Genomic DNA, 16,580 nt, shown 5'->3' on the forward strand with positions numbered 1-16,580 from the left:
GGTGCACCGTGGACGATGTCCTGACGCCAATCTTGATCGGCAGCTCGGCGCTCCTCTTCGCGGGCGCCGTGGGCTTCCTGGGCCTGGGGCTGTACCAGACGATGCTGGAGCGCTTCCTGTCGGAGGTCCGTGACGAGTCCACGGGCGGCATGAAGGGCTTCGGCTCGGTGGCCATCCGCCGCCTGGGCGCGATGAACCGCCGCTTCATGTGGCCCGGCTACGAGGCCAAGGCGCGCCGCAACCTCATCAAGGCGGGCGAGCCGCAGGCGTACAAGCCCGAGGACATCATGGCGCTGCAGGAAGTCAGCGCGGTGGTGGGCCTCATCATGGGCCTCATCCTGCTCAACGGCTTCGGCGTGAGCCTGGTGTGGGCGCCGCTGTTCCTGCTCTTCGGCATGTACTACCCGCTGATGTGGCTGAACGACCAGGTGAAGAAGCGCCACCTGCTCATCAGCCGCGCGCTGCCTTACAGCCTGGACCTGCTGACGCTGTCGGTGGAAGCCGGCCTGGACTTCACCGCGGCACTGGCCAAGGTGGTGGAGAAGGGCAAGCCGGGGCCGCTGCGCGAGGAGCTGCAGTTGGTGCTCAAGCAGCTGAAGATGGGCAAGACGCGTGAGGAAGGCCTCAAGAGCATGATTGTCCGCGTGGACCTGCCGCCCCTGACCACCTTCGTCACCGCGCTCATCCAGGCGGACAAGATGGGGACCAGCTTGGGCAAGGTGCTGCGCATCCAGTCCACGCAGATGCGCATCGACCGCACCCAGCGCGCGGAGAAGCTGGCCGGCGAGGCGCCGGTGAAGATGCTCTTTCCGCTCATCGCGTGCATCTTCCCCACGGTGTTCATGGTGCTGTTCGGGCCCATCGTGTTCCAATTCATGTTCGGAAACGTCGCGGGGTAGCGCCCCGTGCCCATCCTCCTGACCATCACGCAGGGGCTCCAGCAGGGACGGGAGCTCACCTTCGAGGCGGCCGAGGTCAACATCGGCCGCACCTCGGAGAACGACCTGGTGCTGCACGACCACGGCGTGTCGCGCAGGCACGCGCGCATCGTGCTCCGCGGCGACAAGTACTTCGTCGCGGACATGGGCAGCTCGAATGGCACCGTGCTCAACGGGGGGCTGTTGTCGGGTGAGCAGCAGCTTCGGGATGGGGACAAGATTGGCGTGGGCCCCGTCGAGTTCACCTTCGTCTGGGTGCCGCCGGAGGGGGACGAGGACGCCACGCGGCCCATCCGCCGGGGCGACCCGGTCCCAGCGCTGGACCCGGACGCCACCCGTCCCATCCGCCTCAACGACCCCATTCCCGCCGAGAGCGGCATCGTGCTGCCGGAGGGCCATCCCACCGCGCAGCAGCCCGCGGTGGTGCCGGTGCGTCCGGGCACCGCCGCCGTGGCGAAGGCCGAACCTGGCGCGGGGCAGACGGCGGCGGAGCGCGCGCGCCGTCGCCGGGAGCTCGCGGGCAGTCAGGCGGGCAGGTTGCTCCTGTGGTGGGGGCAGCTATCGACGCCGGCGCGTCTGGGCGTGGGCGCGGTCGGAGGCGGCCTGGTGCTGGCGCTGGTGGGCGTGCTGGCCGTCTTCTTCATGCCCAAGGGCGAAGGCCGGGCGTCCGGCGTGGAGCCGGAGGACCTGGGCTTCGAGGTGATTTCAGACTCGTTCGGAGTGGGCGAGGGCGTGACGTGGGAGAACCCGGAGCACAAGTCGTTCGCCTTCCAGTTCGTCACGCCGACGCGGGCGGTGGCCGTGGTCCACTACATGGCCAGTGGCATCTCCAAGGAGGAGGTGGCGCTGGTCGTCAACGGCGTGGACGTGGGCTGGGTGCCGCCGGACGTGAACGCGGTGACGGAGCGCGGGCTGGAGCAGATTCTCCCGCCCTCCGCGCTGAAGCGGGGTGAGCTCAACTCCATCGTCTTCGACAACGTCCGCAACCCGCCGGGGCAGGACACCTGGCGTGTGTGGAACCTGCGCCTGGAAATCATCCCGGTGCCGGAGTTGCCGCAAGACGAGCTCCTCGCGAAGGCGCGTCAGTACGTGGTCGCGGGCGCCCGGTTCTATGAGTCGCGCGACGTCGGCGCGGAGAACCTCTTCAAGGCGTGGCAGCAGTACCGCTTCGCTTGGGTGACGCTGGAGGCGCTGGACACCAAGCCTGACATCTATCAGGACGTGCGTTTCCAACTCGGCGAGGTAGCAACCGAGCTGGACCACAAGTGCAGCCAGCTGATGCTCGATTTCCAACGCAGCGTACAGTACCGGAATGCGCGGACGGCTCGGGCCGCGTTGCAGGAAATGGGTCGACGCTTCCCTACGGCCGAGCATCGCTGCCACAATCTAGGTTTGCAGTTGGCTTACGAGCACGAGCTGTAGGCGCGTGCTCACTTCGACAGGAAGTCGGTGATTCGCATGTCCAACGGTTCCCCTCCGGCACGCCGCCGGCCCCCTTCTGGGGCGCCCTCGGGTGGGACCGGGTCCCGTCCCGCCGTGCGCAGGACGTCCGCCCGGCCCGCGCCTGCCCCCGTCGCCGCCGCCCGGCTCATTTGCATCGCTGGCCCCAAGGACGGTGAGGAGTTTGCCCTGTCCGAGGAGGAGTACGTCATCGGTCGAGCGACCGATAACGCCATCTGCATCCCGGACACCTCCGTGTCCCGCAAGCACGTCATGGTGCGGAAGTCGGGAGCGGGCTGGGCGGTGAGCGACCTGGGCTCCGGCAACGGAACGCTCATCAACGGCGACGTCGTCAACGAGGAGACGCCGCTGGCCAACGGTGACGTCATCACGTTGGGCGACACGGAGCTGCGCTTCGAGGACGTGGCCAACTCCACGATGATGGTCGGCGCGCCGGCCCCCGGGCCGCGTCCTCGGCCGGGGGCCTCTGGTAGCCGCGGCGCGGTGCCGCCCCGTCCGGGGCCTCGCGTCGAAGGGGGTCGCGTGCGCAGTGCGCGCGCGACGGCGGCCACGGCGCCTACCCCCGAGGAGCTGAAGAAGAAGAAGCTCATCACGCTGGGGGTGGCGGGCGCGGTGGTGGTGCTGTTCGCGGGCTTAGGCGTGGTGCGGATGAACGTCCAGAAGCAGCAGGCGGTCGCCGCGGAAGAAGCCCGTCAGGGCAAGAGCCACCGGGAGCGGCTGGGCAGCCTGTTCCAGGACGCCAAGAACCTGGTTCGCGAGGGCAAGTGGGTCGAAGCGAAGGCGAAGCTGGAGGAGCTCCAGACCGAGGCCCCGGGCTACCCGGGTGTGGCGGACTACCTCGGGCACGCCGCGCGCGAGATTCCCGTCCAGGAGAAGCTGACGGCGGCCAAGGAGGCCCTGGCGAAGAAGGAGCTGGGCAAGGCCGGTACGCTGCTGGCCAGCGCGGGAGAGAGCCAGTTTCTCTACGAGCAGGTGAACTCGACGAAGCGCGCGCTGTCGGAGGCCGCGGACACGCGCACGCGCGAGGCGCGCAAGCTGCTGGATGAGAATCAGCTCGACATGGCCAAGGCCATCACCGAAGACATCCTGGTGGCCTTCCCGGAGCATCGCGACGCCAAGCTCATCAACGAGCAGGCGGCGCAGGCCATCATCGTCCGGGACACGCCCAGGCCCGTGGTCCAGGGGCCGGCCCCCAAGCCGTGGGAGCCCGCGGTTGACCGCTTCCGCGACGGAGACATGTCCGGAGCGGTGGCCATCCTCAACGCGTGCATGGCGCGCACGCCGCAGTGCAAGAAGGTGCTCGGGCAGGTGACGGAGTTCGGCAACCTCTACAAGCGGCTGGAGGACCTGGACGCCCGGGGCCTGTCGAAGCTGATGTCGCTGGACAAGGACATCACCGGCGGCCGCCCTAGCAAGATGGCGCGCAACGCGGGGACGCGGGCGGCCACCATCTTCTACAAGGGCGCCACCGCGGCGAAGGCGGCGGGGCAGTGGAGCCGCGCCATGGACTACTCGCGCAAGGCGCTGCAGGCGGACCCCGGGCACGCGGGCGCCACCAACATCATCAGTGAGCTGAAGGCGAAGGCGAAGGACGTCTACCTCCAGGCCTACTCCTTGAAGGACGGGAGCCCCGAGGAGGCCCTGCCCAAGTTCAAGGACGTGGTGGCCATGACGCCGCCGGATGACGAGTACCACGAGAAGGCGAAGACCTGGGTCGAGAAGCTGTCCCGATGACCCGGCGCAAGGTGGGAGGCGGCACGCTGCCGCCAGTGGGCCTGCAGGGTGACCTGTTTGGCAGTGGCGCCTCCACGCCTCGTGCAACTGGCGCGGCGCGGAAGGCCGCGGCGCCGCCGAAGCCTCCTCCGCCTCCGGTGGACGAGGACGGCACCTCGCTGCTGGGTCCGATGGAGGGCGCGCCGCCTCCGCCGCCCAAGCCCGAGCGCGTGGTGCTGTCGGTGGGGGAGCTGACCCGCCAGCTCAAGCAGACGCTGGAGTCGCGCTTCGCTCGCGTCATCGTGCGCGGCGAGGTGACGGGCTTCCGCGGGCCCAACGCGCGCGGCCACTGGTACTTCTCGCTGAAGGACGCGGGCGCGGCCATCGACACGAAGGTGTGGGCCTCCATGGCGGCCCGCTTGCGCTTCGCGCTGCGCGACGGCATGGAGGTGATTGCCGAAGGCAGCGTGGACCTGTACGAGCCGCAGGGCCGCTACAGCCTCATCGTTCAGCGGCTGGAGCCGGTGGGCGAGGGCGCGCTGGCGCTGGCCTTCGAGCAGCTCAAGGAGCGGCTGGCCCAGGAGGGACTCATTGGTCCCGGGCGTGTGCGGCCCCCCAGGCCGTTGCCCTACCTGCCTCGGCGGATTGGCGTGGTGACGAGCCGGACCGGCGCGGCGCTCCAGGACTTCCTGCGCGTGCTGCATTCGCGCAACCCGCGGCAGAGCGTCCTGGTGGCGGATGCGCGCGTGCAGGGCGAAGGCTCCGCCGTGGAGGTGGCTCGCGCCATCGAGCGGCTGGCTCGCACGGACGTGGACGTCATCGTGGTGACGCGCGGTGGTGGCTCGGTGGAGGACCTCTGGACCTTCAACGAGGAGCGGGTGGCGCGCGCCATCTTCGCCTCGCCGGTGCCGGTGGTGTCCGCCATTGGCCACGAAATCGACTTCACCATCTCCGACTTCGTGGCGGACCTGCGCGCGCCCACGCCCAGCGCCGCGGCGGAGCGCCTGGCGCCGGTGCTGGCCGACCTGGAGCTGACGCTGGCCACGCAGGCGGGCCGTCTGCGGCGTGCCATGGAGCGCCGGGTGTTGGAGCTGCGCGAGGAGCAAGGGCAGCTCGCGTCGCGGCTGGAGGACCCTCGGCGGGCCATCAACCACCAGCGGCTGCACCTGTCCGAGCAGGTGGAGTCGATGATGCGCGTGCTGCGGCCAGCCGTGCGGGGGCACCGCGAGGAGCTGCGGTCGCTGACCGAAAGGCTGCAGCGGGCGCGTCCCCAGGCACGGCTGGGGGAGCAGCGGGCGCACCTGTTGAAGCTGGCCATGCGGCTGTCGGAGGCGGTGCGCGCAGGTGTGGCGACGCGGCACGGGGCGCTGGCGACGGCACGGCTGGGGCTCGAGAGGGCGTCACCGGCGGCCCAGGTGTCCCGTGAGCGCGCCCGGCTGGCCGCGCACCGGGCGCGGCTGCTGGCGCTCCAGCAAGGGGCCCTGGCGGATGCACAGAAGCGTTTCCAGCGTCTGGAGGGACGTCTGGATGCCATGAGTCCGTTGAAGGTGATGTCCCGCGGTTATTCGGTGGTGTTCCGACAGCGCGATGGCGCGGTGGTCCGCACTGGCGCGGATGTCCAGGTGGGAGAGCGCCTGGGGCTGAAGCTCGCGTCGAACGGGGCGAAGTCGCTCGGGGGATGTGAAGAAATCGAAGCCACCGTCACGGCGGTGAAAGGGCCGGTGGACTGCTGACGGGCCACCCTCTAGAGTCCCGCGCCCCATGCGGGGAGGTGGATGGAAGTGGCGAAGTCGGACAAGGCGCCCAAGGCGGACAAGGTAGCGGAGGCCGAGGTCCCCGAGCAGTACGGGGACGTGGTCTCCCGGCTCGAGGAGACGGTGGGCCGGCTGGAGAGCGGCAATCTCTCTCTGGAGGACTCGCTCAAGGCCTTCGAGGAAGGCATCCGGCTGGTGCGCCGGGGCGAGAAGCTGCTCACCGAGGCGGAGCAGCGCATCGAACAGCTCCTGCTGGACGAGGACGGAAACGACGTGGTGGCGCCCCTGTCGGTCGCCGCGCGTCCGGCGGCGCCCGCGCCCGCGGCCCCTCGGGCCCCTACTCCTCGCCCGCCCCCGGAGGATGACGTCCCGTTCTAGGTGCTCGGGCGCGTCCATTCCGGCATGTCGAAGCTGAAAATCACCATTGTCGATGATGACCGCGACACGCGGGAGCTGCTGGCGGCGGCCCTGGAGTACGAAGGCTTCGCCGTCACCATGGCGGCCAACGGCCTGCGGCTCATCGCGTCGCTCCAACTGCACCGGCCGCATGCCATCCTCCTGGACGTGAACATGTCCTGGATTGATGGCTTCGAGCTGTGCCGGGCGGTGAAGAAGAACGAGCAGTTCCGGGACATTCCCGTCATCTTCATCAGTGGCCGCGGGGAGCCCGAGGACAAGCGGCACGGCATGGCGGTGGGCGCCGCGGACTACTTCGTCAAGCCGCTGGACATGGACAAGCTCGTCAGCCGCATTCGCGAGCTTGTGCCCGCGCAGATTCCATAAGAGGAGCACGGACGCTCGTGGCAACGTTTCAACTGAACTCCTTCCTGGCCGCTCAGCAGGCGCGCGTCGAGGCCCTGCTGAACGAGCGCGTGGCGCGGCTCGGGCCTTCCGGGACGCCGCCGCAGCTCGCGGAGGCCATGCGCTACTCCCTGCTGGCCGGCGGCAAGCGCCTGCGCCCGGTGCTCTGCCTGGCCTTCGCGGACCTCGTGGCGCGCGGAAGCGCCGTATCGGCGGTGGCGGGCGACGCGGCGTGCGCGCTGGAGTACGTGCACACGTACTCGCTGGTGCATGACGACCTGCCGGCGATGGACAACGACGACTACCGCCGGGGCCGGCTCACCAACCACAAGGTGTACGGCGAGGCCATGGCCATCCTGGCGGGTGACGCGCTGTTGACGGAGGCCTTCACGCTGGTGGCCAGTGGGCCGGAGAGCATGCGCGCCGCGCTGTGCCGGGAGCTGGCGGTGGCCTCGGGCGCGGCGGGCATGGTGGGCGGGCAGGTGCTGGACACCGCCGAGGACCGGCCGTCCGCGCTGGACTACCTCATCCGGATGCACCGCATGAAGACGGGCGCCCTCATCCGGGCCGCGTGCCGCATGGGCGTGCTGGCCAGCGGTGGAGACGCGGACGCATTGGCGCGCGCGGACACCTACGGTGACGCGGTGGGGCTGGCCTTCCAGATTGCCGATGACGTGCTGGACGTGACGGCCACGGCGGCGGAGCTGGGCAAGCCCGCGGGCGCGGACGCCGCGGCCGGGCGCTTCACCTTCCCGGCGGTGGTGGGCCTGGAGGCGTCGCGGACGCTGGCGGACCAGAAGGTGGCCGAGGCCATCGCGGCCGTACGCCCTCTGGAAGGCGAGGACGGGCCGCTGGCGGCGTTGGCGCGCTACACGGTGGAGCGGAAGTCCTAATGTCGGAGTTGCTGTCACGCATCGGCTCGCCCTCGGACGTCCGCGCACTTCCCGAGGAGGCACTGCCGCTCCTGTGCCAGGAACTGCGCGAGGACATCATCTCCATCTGCGGCCGCGTGGGGGGCCACCTGGGGGCCTCCCTGGGCGCGGTGGAGCTCATCGTCGCGCTGCACCGCGTGTTCCATTCGCCGCAAGACGCGCTGCTGTTCGACGTGGGGCACCAGACGTACGCGCACAAGCTCCTCACGGGCCGGCGTGACCGCATGCACACGCTGCGGCACGCGGGCGGCATCGCGCCGTTCCTGGACCCGCGGGAGAGTCCTCACGACGCGCTGCTGGCTGGGCATTCATGCACGGCGGTGTCCGCGGCGCTGGGCGTGCTGGAGGGCCGGCGGCAGCAGGGGCACCGGGGCCACGTGGTGGCGGTGTTGGGCGACGGCGGCCTCACGGGGGGCCTTACATTTGAAGGGCTCAACAACGCGGGGGGGAGCTCCCTGCCGTTGGTCGTCGTCCTCAACGACAACCAGATGTCCATCAGCGCCAACGTGGGGGCCATCCCCGCGCTGCTGCGCACCCGCGAGGCGCGCGACTTCTTCGAAGGCCTGGGCTTCACCTACCTGGGCCCGGTGGATGGGCACGACCTGCCTGCGCTGATTCGCGCGCTGCGGGAGGCCCGTGCCTCGTCGCGGCCGGTGGTGGTGCACGCGCTGACGCTGAAGGGGAAGGGCTTCCCGCCAGCGGAGGCCGACACGCAGACGCGTGGACATGCCATGGGCCCGTATGAGTGGCGGGACGGCAAGCTGGTGCGCTCGCGCGGTGGCCAGCGGACCTTCAGCGAAGCCTTCGCGGCGGTGCTCGAGGACGCGATGGCCCGGGACCCACGAGTGGTGGCGGTGACGCCCGCGATGTTGGAGGGCTCGGCGCTCAACGCGCTCAAGGCGCGCTTCCCGGACCGGGTGCACGACGTGGGCATCGCGGAACAGCACGCCGTCACCTTCAGCGCGGGGCTGGCCTCGGCCGGCGCGCGGCCGGTGTGCTGCATCTATTCGACCTTCCTCCAGCGCGCGTACGACCAGATCATCCACGACGTGTGCCTGCCGGGCCTGCCCGTCGTCTTCGCCGTGGACCGCGCGGGGCTGGTGGGCGCGGATGGTGCGACGCACCAGGGCACCTACGACGTGGCGTCCCTGCGCCCGCTGCCGGACCTGCACCTGTGGTCGCCCATGGTGGGGGAGGACCTGGCGCCTATGCTGGACACTGCCCTGGCGGCGCCGCACGCCTCCGTCATCCGCTTCCCACGCGGCACGCTGCCGCCCCTGCCCGAAGGACTGGGCGCGGGCGAGGCACCGCTGCGGGGGGCTCGCTGGCTGCTTCGCGCGGAGCAGCCCCGGCTGACGCTGGTGACGTTGGGGCCTTTGGGCATCGCCGCGCTGGAGGCCGCGCGGGGCGAGCCCGGCTGGAGCGTGCTGGATGCGCGCTGCGCTTCGCCTCTGGATGAGGCCGCCTTGCTGGAGGCCGGCCGGTCCGGTCATGTCGTGGTGGCCGAGGAGGGCACTACGCGCGGCGGGTTGGGCAGCGCGGTGCTGGAGCTCTTCGCGGCGCACGGGCTGATGGCCCGCGTCCGGTTGATGGGCATGCCCGATGCGTTCGTTCCCCATGGGGACGCGCGGGTCCAGCGCGCGGAGCAGGGGCTGGACGCGGAGGGTCTGCGGCGCGCGGGCCTCGCGCTGCTGGCAGGGGGCGGACGGTGAAGCCTCGCAAGGAGCGGTTGGACGTGCTGGTGGTGGAGCGCGGACTGGCCGAGTCGCGCACCAAGGCCCAGGCGCTCATCCTGGCCGGCCAGGTGGTGGTGGGCGACCAGCGCGTGGACAAGCCCGGAACGCTGATTCCGCAGGAGGCGGAGCTGCGCCTGAAGGGCGAGGTGCTTCCCTACGTGTCGCGCGGCGGCCTGAAACTGAAGGGCGCCATCGACCGCTTCGGGCTCGACGTTCGAGGCAAGGTGGCCGCGGACATCGGCGCGAGCACCGGCGGCTTCACGGATTGCCTGCTCCAGCACGGCGCCACGCGCGTCCACGCGATTGACGTGGGCTACGGGCAGCTCCACGAGAAGCTGCGCACGGACCCGCGGGTGCGCTCGCGCGAGCGCGTCAATGCGCGCTACCTCACGGAAGAAGACCTGCCGGAGACAGTCGGCGTGGTCGTCATCGACGTGAGCTTCATCTCCCTCACGCAGGTGCTGCCGTCGGTGCTGACGTACCTGGCGCCGGGCGGGCTCTTGGTCGCGCTGGTGAAGCCCCAGTTCGAGGTGGGGCCGGACCGGGTAGGGAAGGGCGGCGTGGTGCGGGATGTCGCTGCCAGGCAGGACGCCATCGACACGGTGACGGCGTTCGTCCGCGAGCAGGGCCTGGAGGTACTCGGGTTGATGGACTCCACGGTGCCCGGGCCCGCTGGCAACGTGGAGGCACTCCTCGTCGCCAGCAGGCCCTGAGTCGCGCGCGCTACGGCCGGTAGCGGCGGTAGTCGGACAGAGGCAGCGTCTGCACCACGTCGAAGCCAGTGCGGACCCACAGCCGGCCTTCCGGGTCGATTGCACCGCCCAGGCTGCCGACCACCTGGTGGCGGAACAGCTCGCGGGCCTCGCCGCCGGACGTCTGGTCCACGGCGACGATTTCGTTGGGCAGCGTCGGCGCGCCATCCAGTCCGCGGGCCGGCGCGTTGAGCAGGAAGAGCTCCGGCGAGTTCGGCCGGCGCAGCACCTGGAGCACGTTCAGCGCGCCATTCGCGTCGATGGAGCGGTTGTCCCGGTTGCGAATCTGCCCCGACGCGTCGAGGAACCACACGCGCTGCTGGCCCACCGCGACGAGGCGCGAGGCGCCCGGGTGATAGAGGATGTGCGCCAGCGGCACCGGGAGCGCGGGGCTGGTCCACTGGAGCCGAGCGCCCTCGCACTCGTCCTGGTTCGCGGCGCACGCGATGACCTGCGACTGCTCCGAGCCGAGCTGGAGGCCCAGGAAGAGCGTGTTGCCCGTGTCGTTGAAGGCGCCCAGGGGGAGGCGCTCGTTGCGCGCGAAGGTCCGTAGCTTGTATGCGGCCCGGGCCGTTCCGCCGGCGCCCTGCTCACCCGTCTCGCCCGCGTACAGTTCGGTGACGGTGACGTCCGTGCGCGAAGCATCCGGGCCCGTGCCCAGTGAGGCGATGAGAATCAACCCGTCCGCGCGAACCAGGGGCGGAGCGATGACGCTCTCCAGCGTCGTGGGCGCGTAGAGCCACTTGACCTCGGCCACGCTCTCCGACGTGCCGTCGGGGTTGTGGGAGAGCCGGCGCACCTCGTCGATGCGGTTGACGATGATGGCGTCACCGCCCGGCAGCACAGTGAGTTGCGTGGGGCCGATGTCCGTCGTCGTGCGCGCGGTGATGCGCAGGTCGGCGTCCACGGCGAAGGCGCCCACGTTCGGGGTCCACACCCAGCGCTTGCCGCTGATGGGGTTGCGCTCGGTGATGACCGTCTCGGGGGTGCAGGCGATGGGCATTCCGACAGTGCCCGTCACCTTGCCGCTGAGGTTCACGCGGTACAGCGTGGAAATCTCCGTCGGCGGGACGCCGCAGCCCAAGAAGGTCGGGTTGGCGCTGGTGCCGTCGATGACGAAGTGGTCGGTGACGACCTGTCCGGCGTTCTGCGGCTCCACGATGCGGCGCTGCACCGGGAAGTAGGAGACAGGGGCGGGCTGCGAGCGATTCGTACGCCCGTCAGAGCACGTGGCCACCGCGTTCAACGACAGGTTCGCGGCCAGGCCCGCTGTGGCGTAGGGAATGTCGTTGCGCTCCAGCGTCAGCGTCATGGTGCCGCCGCTGTGCGGGAAGGTCCGGAGCAGGGTCTCCCGGTCATTGACGTTGAGCGTCGAGCCGCCCTCGCAGCCGGACACCGTGACGATGACCTGGAGCTTGTCGTCGGAGATGATGCTCGCGGGCACCGTCAGGGCGACCTGGGGGGGATCCGGCGTGGGAGGGGGCGGTTCACTGCCGCCACAGGCGGCGGCCAGGCTGCCGGCGACGATGAGTGCGGAGCGCCGCGCGCGCCGCGTCAGGGAGGGGTGGGCCATGGCGCCGACTCTAGCCGGTACGCGGCGTCCCAGGCATCCAGGCCCGTTTGCCGGAGAGGCCCGAACCGATTCTCTCTCCCCCCTGGGTGCGGAACGTCCCCCAATGTCCGCGGGCTGTGGTAGTTCCGCCCGCGCCGTTGGGACCTTGTGCGGTGGGCGGCGTCACAGCGCCAGGGATGCGCCAGGAAGTTGCATGTGCAGCCCCACTGGCGCCTGATGGGCGGTAGGCAGGGCGGGCGGCCGTGCGCGGTCCGCGGGTGATTGGGAAGTGACGTCCATCGTGTACGCTCGGCTCCCGGAGGGCTTGGGGGCGGCGGGGACCGACGTGGCCACATCCTCCCACCCATGCCCGCCGTTCTGGCTCCAGGGCGTGTTCAGCGGCATGATCGGGATCCGAACCATGAACTCTTTCGCACGCAGCGGGTTTTTGCAGCCTCTCTACCCGGCGCCATGCCGCCGGGTCTGGGGTTCACCGTGAGAGTCGAGATGCAGGCTGATCAGCGGGGGCGCGTGCTGGTGGTGGCCGCCAAGGAGGCGGGCGATGCGCTCATGGAGCGGCTCACGTCGAGCGGCTACCAGTGTGCGTCGGCGGAGAAGGAGAGCGGTCTGGCCCAGGTCGCGGACACGTTGCAGCCAGAGGTCGTCCTGCTGGCGGTGACGGCGAAGCGGGCCGCGGAGATGCTGGAGTCGCTGCGCAAGGTGGACCGGCTCCAGCGCCTGCCGGTGCTGGTGGACCTGGGCCGCGCGCGCTCGGCGGAAGCTTTCAAGCGGCTGGCGGTGGACGATTGGATCCGCAGCGCCGACGAGGTGGTGCCCCGTCTGGAGGCCGCCTTGCGCGCAGGCCGGCTGCGTGACCGGGAAGAGCGGATCCGCCTGCGGATGGGGATGCTGCTGGAAATCACCCAGGCGGCCACCAGTTCGCTCGAGCTGGAGGAGATACTCCGCATCGCCGTGGACAAGGTCGGCCGTGTCACCGGGACGGACCGTTGCTCCGTGGTGCTGGTGGAGGGCAGCCATGCCCGCACCGCGAAGGTGGTGGCCACGCAGGAGGACCCGAGCCTCGTCCAGTTGGACATCGAGGTGATGCGCTACCCGGAGCTGCGCCGCGCGCTGGAGACGCGGGAATCGGTGGTCATCGAGGAGGCGCAGCGCGACCCGCTGATGGCGGAGGTCCGCACCAACATCCTGCCGCTGGGCGTGAAGTCCATCCTGGTGCAGCCCCTCATCTGTCAGGGCGACCTGCTGGGGGCGCTGTTCCTACGGGTCTCGCGCGCTGACGCGTCGTTCGGCCGGGACGAGCAGGAGTTCGCCCAGGCAGTGGCCGGCGTGCTGGCCAACTCCATCCGCAACGCGCGCCTGCACACCGCGGTGAAGAAGAAGCGCGAGGACCTGGAGGAGGCCTACGTCCAGCGCTACCAGGAACTGAACGAGGCCAACCGCCGGCTGAAGGAGCTCAACCGGCTCAAGGACGAAATCATCGCGGTGTGCAGCCACGACCTGCGCGCGCCGCTTCAGGTGCTCCTGGGGCACGGCCGGCTGTTGCAGGAGGGGCCGCTGGAGCCGCAGCAGCGGCAGTCCTCCGAGGCGATGATTCGCCAGGGAAAGAAGATTCTCGGCCTGGTGGAGTCGCTGCTGGAGAAGGGCAAGGGCGAGGCGGCGCGGCTGTCCATCGAGCCTCGCGTCCTGGACGTGGCGCAGCTATGCCGCGACGCCGTCAACGAACTGGAGATTCTCGCCGCGGACCGGGGCGTGTCCCTGCGCGCCGACTGCCCGGACAGCCTGATGCTCATCGGTGACGAGGTGAAGCTGCACGAGGTGCTGCAGAACCTCATCACCAACGCCATCCACCACGCGCGCCAGGACGGTGAGGTGGTGGTGAGCACCCAGCGCTTGGGCCGCCCGGATGGGGACGCGGCCAAGGTGTGCGTGCAGGACGACGGCGTGGGTATCCCGCCGGACGAGCTGCACCTCGTCTTCGACCGCTACCGCCACGGTGGCAAGGGTGGGACCGGCCTGGGGCTGGCCATCTGCAAGGAGTTCGTGGAGCTGCACGGCGGTGAAATCTGGGCGGAGAGCCCGCCGGACACCGGTTGCATCTTCGTCTTCACGCTGCCGCTGGCGCAGGAAGCGCCGCGCAACCCGCGCCCGCCGCCCGCCGCCGCGTCCACGCCGCAGGAGCAGCCGCGCGTGCTGGTGGTGGAGGACGAGCCGGAGATCGCCGCGGTGCTGTCGGAGGTGCTGCGCTCCAAGTACCGCGTGGAGGTGGCGCGCGACGGCGCGGAGGGCCTGGCCCGGGCGAAGGCCCAGCGGCCGGACCTGGTGGTCATGGACGTGTTCCTGCCCAAGCTGGACGGTCTGGACGCGGCCATGGCGCTCAAGTCCTCGACGGACACCGCGCGCATCCCCGTCATCCTGCTGTCCGCCCACCAGGGTGTGGCGGAGAAGGTCCGCTCGCTCAACCTGGGCGCGGTGGACTACATGAGCAAGCCGTTCAACGCGGTGGAGCTGCTCAACCGCACCGAGCGCGCCCTCAAGCTGCGCCAGGGTGAGCGCGAGCAGCAGGAGAAGGAGAAGAGCAGCGCCTTGCAGCGGCGCACCGGCAGCGACCCCGCCACGGGCCTGCACGACCGGCGCGGGCTGCTGCTGCGGCTGGAGCAGGAGGTGGCGCGCAGCCGGCGTTACCACCGCGCGCTCAGCCTCGCCGTGCTCCGGCCCGACCGGCCGGTGGAGCCGGTGCCGTCCAACATCGCCGATGTCATGCGCAAGCGGGTGCGCCACCCGGATGCCATCTCCCACCTGGGCGGAGGTGTGTTCGCCGTCGTCCTGCCGGAGTGCCAGGCGGAGGCGGCGCGCGCCGTCATCAGTCGCATGTTGCCGGATGTGGAGAAGGCGACGGACACGGAGTATCGGTCGGCGGTGGCGGACGTGAGCCAGGACAGCGACTCGGTCGAGAAGCTGCTGGAGAAGCTGGGCGCGCCGGCCCCCGAAGAGACCTGAGGTGACTGCGCGCGGGACGGGCTCACGCTAGACTCATGCTCGCGTGCGCCCCTCTCGCCTCCTCGTGTCCGCCCTGTTGGCCGTCCTCGTGGCGCCGGGTGTGTCCGCGGCCGCCCCGTCACGGCGGCCGCGCGTGGACCCGGAGGCCATGCGGGAGGCCATCGACGCGGGCTCCACGGACGAAGGCCGCTACGCCTCCTCCGCCAGCTACACGAACTATCTCCAGTCCCGGCTGAAGCACCATGCCGGGGACCACCGGGGCGCGGTGGACGCGCTGCGGCTGGCCCTGGCCACGGATGATGGGAACCCGCTGCTGCTCACCCGGCTGGGGGAGGAGTACGCCCGTCTGGGTGATTTGACGCGCGCGGAGCGCGAGCTGCGCCGGGCCGTGCTGCGCGCCCCCGCCTACTACCCCGCGCACGTGCTCCTGGGCCGCGTTCTCACGGAGTCGAAGCGGTTCGCGCGGGCCCGCCTGCACCTGCGGCGCGCGGTGACCCTCAAGCCTCGCGAGCCGGAGGCGTATCTCGTCCTGACCCAGCTCCACCTGGAGATGGGTGCCCCGGACGAAGCGGTGAAGGTGGTGGACGCGCTGGCGCTGGCGCTGCCGGGGGAGGCCTCGGGGTACCAGCGCTTGGGGTTGGCGCTGGCGGAGCGGGGCGACACGGCGCGCGCCGAGCGCCTGCTGGTAGAGGCCGCCACCCGGGCCCCGGGTGACGTGGACGTGCTGACGGCGCTGGCGCAACTGTACGAAGACACCGGCCGGCCCGTGCAGGCGGAGGAGTCCCTGGCTCGGGCGCTGGAGCGGGACCCGGACAGCCGCGAGGTGCTGCTGGGCGCCGGACGCGCGGCGCTGAAGGCGGGCTCCGCCGTCCGGGCGCGGGCGTACTTCGACCGGCTGTTGTCCCTCTCCTCCGAGCCGGAGATGCCGGTACGGGTGGCCTTCAGCTACCTCGCCGCGCGCGAGCCCAGGGCGGCCGCGGAGGTGCTGGAGGCGGCGCGCCGGGGGGACCATGCGGACCCTCGGCTGGCCTACTACGCGGGGCTCGTCCATGAGCGGATGCGCCGCTTCGCCGACGCGGCGGAGGCCTTCGCTGGTGTGCCCGCTGAGGCGGATGTCTACGCCGACGCGCGCCTGCGCCGAGCCCGCAGCCTGTCGCTCCTGGGCGAGCACTCCCGGGCCCTCACGCTCTTCCGGGCCGCGATGCAGGAGTCGCCAGCGGACGTGGAAGTCCGGATGCAGTTCGCCCGGGCCCTGGAGCGCGGCGGCACGCCGAACCGCGCGGAGCTGCTCCTTCGCGAGGGCCTGTCCGCCGGTCCCTCCGCGGCGTTGTATGACGCCCTGGCCGCCACGCTCCACCGACAGGGCCGGGGTCGCGAAGCACTGACACTGCTTCGCGGGGCGGTGGCCCGCTTTCCCCGGGACGAAGACCTGCTGTACGTGCTGGGCGCGGCCCATGAGCGACAGGGCGACGTGACGGGCGCGCTGGCCCGCATGCGGGCGGTGCTGGCTGTGTCACCGGACCACGCCGCCGCGCTGAACTTCCTGGGCTACCTGCTGGCGCAGGCGGGGCAGAACCTGGACGAGGCCGAGCGGCGCGTGCGGCGGGCACTGGAGCTGCGGCCGGACACCGGGGCCTACCTGGACTCACTGGGCTGGGTGTACTTCCGGCGAGGGGACTACGCCCGGGCCGTGGACGCGCTGGAGCGAGCCTCCACGCTGGCTCCGGATGAGCCCGTCATCCTCGAACACCTGGGAGACGCCTATCAGCGGGTGGCGAGGACGGACGACGCCGCGGCGGTCTGGCGGCGCGCCCTGGAAGTGCTGACGCTGGATCCTGAGTCCGCCGAGCCACCCGGCCAGCGCGCCGCGTTGGAGCGCAAGCTCAATGCGCTACCCACGCGTGCGCCAGACCGCTAAGTTGG

Annotated in this window: 12 protein-coding genes; 11 read left to right on the forward strand and 1 reads right to left on the reverse strand. The window is 70.9% G+C overall.

What is annotated here, in order from left to right:
- Positions 1 to 8 precede the first annotated feature (8 nt).
- From FMQ63_RS05120 to FMQ63_RS05160, 9 genes are read left to right on the forward strand one after another with little or no spacing between them, the layout of a single operon-like run.
- The gene (locus FMQ63_RS05120) at positions 9 to 899 is read left to right on the forward strand and encodes a type II secretion system F family protein (protein ID WP_011554642.1); all 891 of its coding nucleotides are present in this window, start codon (positions 9 to 11) and stop codon (positions 897 to 899) included.
- A 6-nt stretch (positions 900 to 905) separates the two neighbouring features.
- Entirely contained in the window at positions 906 to 2,360 is a 1,455-nt protein-coding gene (locus FMQ63_RS05125) for an FHA domain-containing protein (protein WP_011554641.1), read from the forward strand.
- Between the two features lie 27 nt (positions 2,361 to 2,387).
- Positions 2,388 to 4,133 (forward strand): FHA domain-containing protein, encoded by a 1,746-nt coding sequence (locus FMQ63_RS05130; protein ID WP_011554640.1) that lies wholly within the window; start codon positions 2,388 to 2,390, stop codon positions 4,131 to 4,133.
- A complete protein-coding gene (gene xseA, locus FMQ63_RS05135; RefSeq protein WP_020477891.1) occupies positions 4,130 to 5,845 on the forward strand; it encodes an exodeoxyribonuclease VII large subunit in 1,716 nt (571 codons plus the stop codon). The genes FMQ63_RS05130 and xseA overlap by 4 nt, the downstream gene beginning before the upstream one ends.
- Before the next feature lie 42 nt (positions 5,846 to 5,887).
- Entirely contained in the window at positions 5,888 to 6,244 is a 357-nt protein-coding gene (gene xseB / locus FMQ63_RS05140; RefSeq protein ID WP_011554638.1) for an exodeoxyribonuclease VII small subunit, read from the forward strand.
- 24 nt (positions 6,245 to 6,268) lie between these two features.
- Positions 6,269 to 6,649 carry a PleD family two-component system response regulator gene (locus tag FMQ63_RS05145; protein ID WP_026113988.1) on the forward strand — a complete coding sequence of 127 codons (381 nt, stop codon included), beginning with the start codon at positions 6,269 to 6,271 and terminating at the stop codon, positions 6,647 to 6,649.
- 17 nt (positions 6,650 to 6,666) lie between these two features.
- Positions 6,667 to 7,560, forward strand: coding sequence for a polyprenyl synthetase family protein (locus tag FMQ63_RS05150; RefSeq protein WP_011554636.1), 894 nt, complete (start codon positions 6,667 to 6,669; stop codon positions 7,558 to 7,560).
- Positions 7,560 to 9,311: a 1-deoxy-D-xylulose-5-phosphate synthase gene (locus tag FMQ63_RS05155; protein WP_011554635.1), complete on the forward strand. Its 1,752-nt coding sequence runs from the start codon at positions 7,560 to 7,562 to the stop codon at positions 9,309 to 9,311. The genes FMQ63_RS05150 and FMQ63_RS05155 overlap by 1 nt, the downstream gene beginning before the upstream one ends.
- Complete coding sequence (locus FMQ63_RS05160) at positions 9,308 to 10,048, forward strand: TlyA family RNA methyltransferase (protein WP_011554634.1); 741 nt, start codon at positions 9,308 to 9,310, stop codon at positions 10,046 to 10,048. The genes FMQ63_RS05155 and FMQ63_RS05160 overlap by 4 nt, the downstream gene beginning before the upstream one ends.
- A gap of 10 nt (positions 10,049 to 10,058) precedes the next feature.
- Here the strand turns inward: FMQ63_RS05160 and FMQ63_RS05165 are convergent, their stop codons facing one another.
- Complete coding sequence (locus tag FMQ63_RS05165) at positions 10,059 to 11,660, reverse strand: hypothetical protein (protein WP_011554633.1); 1,602 nt, start codon at positions 11,658 to 11,660, stop codon at positions 10,059 to 10,061.
- 486 nt (positions 11,661 to 12,146) lie between these two features.
- Here FMQ63_RS05165 and FMQ63_RS05170 point away from each other — a divergent pair, with 486 nt between their 5' ends.
- Complete coding sequence (locus tag FMQ63_RS05170; protein ID WP_011554632.1) at positions 12,147 to 14,657, forward strand: ATP-binding protein; 2,511 nt, start codon at positions 12,147 to 12,149, stop codon at positions 14,655 to 14,657.
- Positions 14,658 to 14,700: 43 nt separating this feature from the next.
- On the forward strand, positions 14,701 to 16,575 hold the full coding sequence (locus FMQ63_RS05175; RefSeq protein ID WP_011554631.1) for a tetratricopeptide repeat protein: 1,875 nt from the start codon (positions 14,701 to 14,703) through the stop codon (positions 16,573 to 16,575).
- Positions 16,576 to 16,580 lie beyond the last annotated feature (5 nt).

The sequence above is a fragment of the Myxococcus sp. CA005 genome (assembly GCF_006518205.1).
In the GTDB taxonomy this organism is placed as follows: domain Bacteria; phylum Myxococcota; class Myxococcia; order Myxococcales; family Myxococcaceae; genus Myxococcus; species Myxococcus xanthus.

Excerpts from the sequence above, each read along its gene's own strand:
- xseA (WP_020477891.1), top strand. The coding sequence starts at position 4,130 with ATGACCCGGCGCAAGGTGGGAGGCGGCACGCTGCCGCCAGTGGGCCTG.
- xseB (WP_011554638.1), top strand. The coding sequence starts at position 5,888 with ATGGAAGTGGCGAAGTCGGACAAGGCGCCCAAGGCGGACAAGGTAGCG.
- FMQ63_RS05145 (WP_026113988.1), top strand. The coding sequence starts at position 6,269 with ATGTCGAAGCTGAAAATCACCATTGTCGATGATGACCGCGACACGCGG.
- FMQ63_RS05155 (WP_011554635.1), top strand. The coding sequence starts at position 7,560 with ATGTCGGAGTTGCTGTCACGCATCGGCTCGCCCTCGGACGTCCGCGCA.
- FMQ63_RS05165 (WP_011554633.1), bottom strand. The coding sequence starts at position 11,660 with ATGGCCCACCCCTCCCTGACGCGGCGCGCGCGGCGCTCCGCACTCATC.
- FMQ63_RS05170 (WP_011554632.1), top strand. The coding sequence starts at position 12,147 with ATGCAGGCTGATCAGCGGGGGCGCGTGCTGGTGGTGGCCGCCAAGGAG.